We start from the raw sequence: 6,082 nt of genomic DNA, 5'->3' as shown, positions 1-6,082 counted from the left end.
GGCGAGAACCGCTCCGGACCCCACCTCCCCGACCCCCGTGCAGATCCGCCGGTGGCGGCGCTACCTCGCCGGAGCGCCGCCCGGCCAGGTCGCGGTACGTGGCCGCCTCGGCGAGCTCGTCGGCGAGGTAGCGCCGCCACCGGCGGATCTGCACGGGGGTCGGGGAGGTGGGGTCCGGAGCGGTTCTCGCCATGGGATCTCCTGGGTTCGGGCCCGCCGACCCGCGCGAGAGGGACCGGTCAGGACGTGCGTCGACTGACCGAAGGTCTCGTTCGCCCGGTTCCGTGCGGATCCGGGTGGAGCGCCGGGTCCGGATCGTCCCGGACCAGCATGTCGACGCGCCTCGTCGCCTGACGAGCAGGCGGTGGGAACTACTCCCCTTCGCGTGGACCACCGTAGCCGAGATCGGCGCCGATCGGGCGGACTCAGCGCGCGGGCACCCGGACGAGCAGAGACGCCGCGTCCACGCGGATCCGCACGCCCTTCGCGAGCCCGAGGCCGTCGCCGTCGAGCTGGATCTCCTGCGGCTCGTCGACGCGGATCCGGATGTCCTCCCCCTTGAGGTAGATGACGTCGCGGGCGTCCTCGCGCAGGTCGATCAGCTTGCGGCCGGCGGCGGAGCGGCGCAGCACGCCGTTCTCCCACGTGATCGTGTTCCAGACCTTGAGCCAGCCCAGCGGCCCGCGCGGGCGCAGCGCCACGATGTCGAGCACGCCGTCGTCCGGCTCGGCGTCGGGGATCAGCAGGATCCCGCCGGGCAGGACGCCGCAGTTGCCGACCATCACGGAGTGCACCGAGACCGACCGCGAGGCCGAGCCGTCGAGCGAGTACCGCAGCTTCACGGGCTCCAGCTCGGCCAGCGCGCGCATCCCGCCGTCCACGTAGGCCAGCCAGCCGACCGCCTTCTTCAGCTTCGTGCTGGTCTTCGCGATCATCTTCGCGTCGATGCCCAGTCCCGCCATCACGAGGAAGACGTTCTCCACCCGCTCGCCGTCCGGGCGCTCCAGCGTCACCACTCCGGTGTCGATCCGGCGCTCGCCGCCGCCGAACGCGACGCGCACCGCCTCCTCGAAGCCCAGCGGCAGGCCGAGGTTCCGCACGAGCAGGTTGCCCGTGCCGAACGGCAGCACCGCGAGGGCCGTGCCCGAGCCGCGCAGCCCCTCCGCCACCGAGCGCACCGTGCCGTCGCCGCCGGCGGCGAGCACGACGTCGACCCCGGAGGCGACGGCCGCGCGGGCCTGCGTGGCGCCCGGCTCCGACGGGGTCGTCTCGAACCAGACCGTCGCCTCCCAGCCGTGCTCCTGCTCGGCCGCCGCCACCAGCGCCCGCAGCCGCGCCTGATCGCCCTTCGAGGGGTTCACGACGACCGCCGCGCGCCTCGGTCCCGTCTCCGCCATGCACGAACGGTAGCGGGCGGCACCGGTGCCGCGGCTGGACGGGTCCTAGACCCCGGCGGTGGTGCGGGCGCGGCGGGCGCGCTGGCGGTCGTGCTCGGCGTCCAGGAGCGCGCGGGTCGCGGGCACCGAGAGGAAGTCGACCAGCAGGCCGGTCTCCTCCTCGATCCGCTCCGCGAGGTCCAGCGGATCCGTCCGCAGCAGCCGACGGGTCGCGGCGGCCACGTGCGCGGGTCGGGAGGCGAGCGCCGTGACGCGCTCGTCGATCCGCGCCGCGAGATCGGCCCGCGGCACGATCTCGGTGACGAGCTGCCACTCGAGCGCCTCGATCGCGCGCACGGGCCGGCCCGTGAGCGCGAAGTCGAGCGCGCGGCGCCGGCCGATCGTGCGGGGGAGGGCGACCGTCACTCCGCAGTCGGGCACGAGGCCGACGTCGCCGTAGGCGCTGAGGAACACCGCCGCGGGCGTCGCGACCACGATGTCGGCGGCGAGAGCGAAGGCGATGCCGGCGCCCGCCGTCATCCCGTCGATCGCGCAGACCACCACGGCCCGGGCGCTCTCGAGCAGACGGAAGACCTCGGCCGAGGTGGTCGCGACGTCGCGGAGATAGAGCTCCGGCTCGGGCGCGCTCATGATCGCCGACACGTCGCCGCCGGTGCAGAAGGCCCGTCCGGCCGCCTGGATCACGATGACCGCGACCGCCGGGTCGGCGTCGAGGTCGGCGACGGTGGCGAGGAGCGCCCGGGCCAGGCCGAGGTCGATGGCATTCAGGGCGTCGGGGCGGTTCAGCACGACGCGGGCGATCGGCCCGTCGCGCTCGACGAGGACGGGGGAGGTCGGGTCGGTCATGCGGTGGTTCCACTTCGGGGGATGGGGGAGGGAGCCCCTTACATTCGCAGCACCGACCGCGTTCGGATCGCCTGCTCGGTCGATCCCCAGGTGCGGCGGGAGAGATGCGCGCCCCCGGCTAAACTGCCGGGGTGATCGATCCTCTGCTCCTCCGCGAGAACCCGGACGTCCTCAAGCGCTCGCAGGAGGCGCGCGGCGACTCCGTCGAGCTCGTCGACGAGGCCCTCGAGGCCGACCGCGTCCGGCGAGCCGCGATCACCGAGGCCGAGCGCCTGCGCGCCGAGCAGAACGCGTTCGGGAAGACCGTGGCGAAGGCCCCGAAGGACGAGAAGGCCGCCCTCGTGCAGGAGGCGCAGCGCCTCGCCGCCGGCGCCAAGCAGGCCCAGCAGGAGGCGGCCGAGGCCGACGAGCGCTTCACCTCGCTCGTGAAGCGCATCGCGAACCCGATCATCGACGGCGTGCCCGCCGGCGGCGAGGAGAAGTTCGAGCTCGTCAGGACGGTCGGCGAGCGCCCCGTCTTCGACTTCGAGCCCCGGGACCACCTCGAGATCGGCGAGCTCCTCGACGGCATCGACATGCAGCGCGGAGCGAAGGTCAGCGGCGCCCGCTTCTACTTCCTGAAGGGCCTCGTCGCCCGCCTCGAGATCGCCCTGATGAACCTGGGCCTCGAGCGCGCGCTCGAGGCGGGCTTCACCCCGCTGATCACCCCCACGCTGGTCAAGCCCGAGATCATGGACGGCACCGGCTTCCTCGGCGAGCACGACGACGAGGTCTACCGCCTCCGCGACGACGACCTCTACCTCACCGGCACCAGCGAGGTCGCCCTCGCCGGCTACCACAGCGACGAGATCCTCGACCTCTCGCGCGGCGCCAAGCGCTACGCGGGCTGGAGCACCTGCTACCGCCGCGAGGCCGGCTCGGGCGGCCGCGACACCCGCGGCATCATCCGCGTGCACCAGTTCACCAAGCTCGAGATGTTCGTCTACACGCTGCCCGAGGACGCGGAGGCCGAGCACCAGCGCCTCCTCTCGTACCAGGAGGGCATGCTGCAGAGCCTGGGCCTGCACTACCGCGTGATCGACACGGCCGCGGGCGACCTCGGCCAGAGCGCGGCGCGCAAGTTCGACGTCGAGGCCTGGGTGCCCACGCAGGACGCGTACCGCGAGCTCACGTCCACCTCGAACTGCACCACGTTCCAGGCCCGCCGTCTCGACACCCGCTACCGCACCGAGTCCGGCAGGACCGCTCCCGTCGCCACCCTGAACGGCACGCTCGCCACCACGCGCTGGATCGTCGCGCTCCTCGAGACGCACCAGCGCGCCGACGGCTCGGTCGTGGTCCCGGAGGCGCTGCGCCCGCACCTGGGCGGCCTCGAGGTCCTCGAGCCGGTCGCGACCGCATGAGCGCCGCCTCCGGCCGGCGCCTCGTCGCCCTCGACATCGACGGCACCGTCATGCACGAGGACGGCACGATCACCGACGCCGTGATCGAGGAGATCCTGCGCGTCGAGCGCCAGGGCGACGAGGTCATGCTCGCGACCGGCCGCTCGCCCGCGTCGACGCTGCCGGTCGTGGCGCGCCTGGGCATCGCTCCGGAGTACGTGATCTGCTGCAACGGCGCCGTCACCCTGCGCCGCGACGAGGGCGTCGAGGGCGGCTACCGTCCCGAGATCGTCAAGACCTTCGACCCGACCGAGGTGCTGCAGAACATCTTCCGGTTCCTCCCCGAGGCGCACTACGCCGTCGAGGACGAGCACGGCGCGTTCTTCTACACCGAGGCGTTCCCCGGCGGCGCGGTGATGGGCGTCGAGACCACCCACGTCCCGTTCGAGGAGCTCCTCGGGCGCCTGTGCACCCGCGTCGTCGTCATCTCGCCCGAGACCGGCATCGACGAGTTCTCGGGCCTCGTCGAGAAGATGGGGCTGCACCAGGTCAGCTACGCCATCGGCTGGACGGCGTGGCTCGACATCGCCCCGCACGGCGTCAACAAGTCGACCGCCCTCGAGGTCGTCCGCGAGGAGCTCGGCATCGAGCGCTCCGACGTCGTCGCCCTGGGCGACGGCCGCAACGACATCGAGATGCTCACCTGGGCGGCCGAGCAGGGCGCCGGTCTCGCGATGGGCCAGGCTCCCGACGAGGTCCGCGCCGTCGCCTCCGCCGTGATCCCCACGGTCGAGGAGGACGGCGTCGCCGCCGCCCTGTCGTCGCTCCGCTGAGGAGGGCCTCGCTCGTAACCGAGGTCCTGATCGGCCGGTGCGCGCGGCAGGCCCCGTCGCGCGGCTCCCGTCCTCGGTTGCACACGGGTTCCCCGCCCGGCGGACGCCCGTCGGTTACCATCGACTGTCGCGACCCCCTGGGACGCGGCGGGGAGGGCTGTCCGAGCGGCCGATGGAGCCAGTCTTGAAAACTGGTGGGCAGAAATGTCTCTAGGGTTCGAATCCCTAGCCCTCCGCTCCGGTCGACGATCCCGGATGCCCGCGGCACCGCGTGTGAGGGGAGCGATCCGCCCTCCGTCGACAGTGGGTCAGCAGTCAGGATCCGATCGGCGACGGATTCCCCGGCCGTTCCGCAGGTCCCCGGGTACTATGTCCCGACGCGCGCTCGCCGGTGACCCCCTCCCGGCCGCTGCGCGCAGGAACCAGGCAGCACGCACGCACACGAACGGGAGACGGATGCTCAGGACGCGCCCTTCGACGGACCGGTCCGCCGCGGACGAGTCGGCGCGGTCCCCGCGCCCCTTCGTGCGGCACGGTCGGCAGAAGCGGCACAGCCTCCCGCGCACCCTCGTGAAGGCTGCGGCAGCGGTCTCCGGAGTCGGTGTCGCCGCCACCGTCTCGATCGTCGCGATCGCCGCGACCCTCCTCGTGCAGTCCGCCCAGCCCTCCGTCGACCTGCACCCGGTCGCCGCGGGATCCGGCGTCGGAGCGGCCGCCTCGGCCCCCGAGATCGGTGCGCTGGAGGGCGGTTTCAACGTCCTCGTCGTCGGCAGCGACTCCCGCCAGGGCCAGGGCGACGCCTACGGCGATCCCGACCAGGAGACGAGCGTCCTGAACGACGTGAACATGCTCCTGCACGTCTCGGCCGACCACAGCAACGCGACCGTCGTCTCCTTCCCGCGGGACATGTACGTCGACATCCCGTCGTGCGTCAACGCGGCCACCGGCGAGACGATCGCCGAGCGCTCCGACACCAAGATCAACGAGGCGATGGGCAAGGAGGTCAGCCTGGGCTGCGTCGCCGGCGTCGTCGAGGACCTCCTGGGCATCAGCGTCGACTACGGCGCGGTGGTCCAGTTCAACGGCGTCATCGAGATGTCGAACGCCGTCGGCGGAGTCGACGTCTGCGTCGCCACCGAGATCGCCGACCCGTACACGAACACCTACCTCGAGCCCGGCACGCACTCGCTGGAGGGCATGGCGGCGCTGCAGTTCCTGCGCAGCCGCCACGGCATCGGCGACGGCAGCGACCTCACCCGCATCAGCAACCAGCAGGTGTTCCTCTCGTCGCTCATGCGCGAGATCAAGAGCGCCGACACCCTCCTGAACCCCGTCGCCCTCTACGGGCTCGCCAAGGCGGCACTGGGCAACATGACCCTTTCGACCGAGTTCAACAACGTCAACACCATGGTGCAGATGGGCCTCGCGCTCAGCGACGTCGACCTGGCGGACATCGTCTTCGCCCAGTACCCGACCGCGGAGGCGTACGGCGGAGTGGTTCCCGACCGCACCGCGGGCGACGTCCTGGCGAGCGCGCTGCAGGCCGATCAGCCGATCGCGATCACCGGAGGGACCGGCCGTGGGAGCCGGTGCGGCCGTGCCGGGAGTCGCCTCGGCGGTCGCG

General features: G+C 72.5%; 5 protein-coding genes, 1 tRNA gene and 1 pseudogene. 4 read left to right on the top strand and 3 right to left on the bottom strand.

Going from position 1 to position 6,082, the window contains the following annotated elements; all coding sequences use genetic code 11:
• The 3 genes and pseudogenes from NB037_RS18275 to NB037_RS18265 all read right to left on the bottom strand — a co-directional run.
• Positions 1-193 (bottom strand): annotated as a pseudogene (locus tag NB037_RS18275) (hypothetical protein); the annotation flags it as partial.
• A gap of 232 nt (positions 194-425) precedes the next feature.
• Positions 426-1,397 (bottom strand): diacylglycerol/lipid kinase family protein, encoded by a 972-nt coding sequence (locus NB037_RS18270; RefSeq protein ID WP_251948325.1) that lies wholly within the window; start codon positions 1,395-1,397, stop codon positions 426-428.
• A 45-nt stretch (positions 1,398-1,442) separates the two neighbouring features.
• Positions 1,443-2,243 (bottom strand): enoyl-CoA hydratase/isomerase family protein, encoded by an 801-nt coding sequence (locus NB037_RS18265; RefSeq protein WP_251948323.1) that lies wholly within the window; start codon positions 2,241-2,243, stop codon positions 1,443-1,445.
• Between the two features lie 131 nt (positions 2,244-2,374).
• Here NB037_RS18265 and serS point away from each other — a divergent pair, with 131 nt between their 5' ends.
• The 4 genes from serS to NB037_RS18245 all read left to right on the top strand — a co-directional run.
• Entirely contained in the window at positions 2,375-3,646 is a 1,272-nt protein-coding gene (gene serS, locus NB037_RS18260; protein ID WP_251948321.1) for a serine--tRNA ligase, read from the top strand.
• A complete protein-coding gene (locus tag NB037_RS18255; protein ID WP_251948319.1) occupies positions 3,643-4,458 on the top strand; it encodes an HAD family hydrolase in 816 nt (271 codons plus the stop codon). The genes serS and NB037_RS18255 overlap by 4 nt, the downstream gene beginning before the upstream one ends.
• A 151-nt stretch (positions 4,459-4,609) precedes the next feature.
• Positions 4,610-4,694: transfer RNA gene (locus tag NB037_RS18250), tRNA-Ser, on the top strand.
• Between the two features lie 220 nt (positions 4,695-4,914).
• Positions 4,915-6,082 (top strand): LCP family protein (locus NB037_RS18245; RefSeq protein ID WP_251948317.1); only part of this gene is annotated, 1,168 nt, incomplete at its 3' end.

The organism is Rathayibacter rubneri (assembly GCF_023743255.1).
In the GTDB taxonomy this organism is placed as follows: domain Bacteria; phylum Actinomycetota; class Actinomycetes; order Actinomycetales; family Microbacteriaceae; genus Rathayibacter; species Rathayibacter rubneri.
Note: the sequence above shows the minus strand (reverse complement) of the source record. Positions and strands in the feature narration are given on the sequence as shown.

Bases quoted from the DNA above. Each gene is read 5' to 3' on its own strand.
- NB037_RS18270 (WP_251948325.1), bottom strand. From the start codon at position 1,397: ATGGCGGAGACGGGACCGAGGCGCGCGGCGGTCGTCGTGAACCCCTCG.
- NB037_RS18265 (WP_251948323.1), bottom strand. From the start codon at position 2,243: ATGACCGACCCGACCTCCCCCGTCCTCGTCGAGCGCGACGGGCCGATC.
- NB037_RS18255 (WP_251948319.1), top strand. From the start codon at position 3,643: ATGAGCGCCGCCTCCGGCCGGCGCCTCGTCGCCCTCGACATCGACGGC.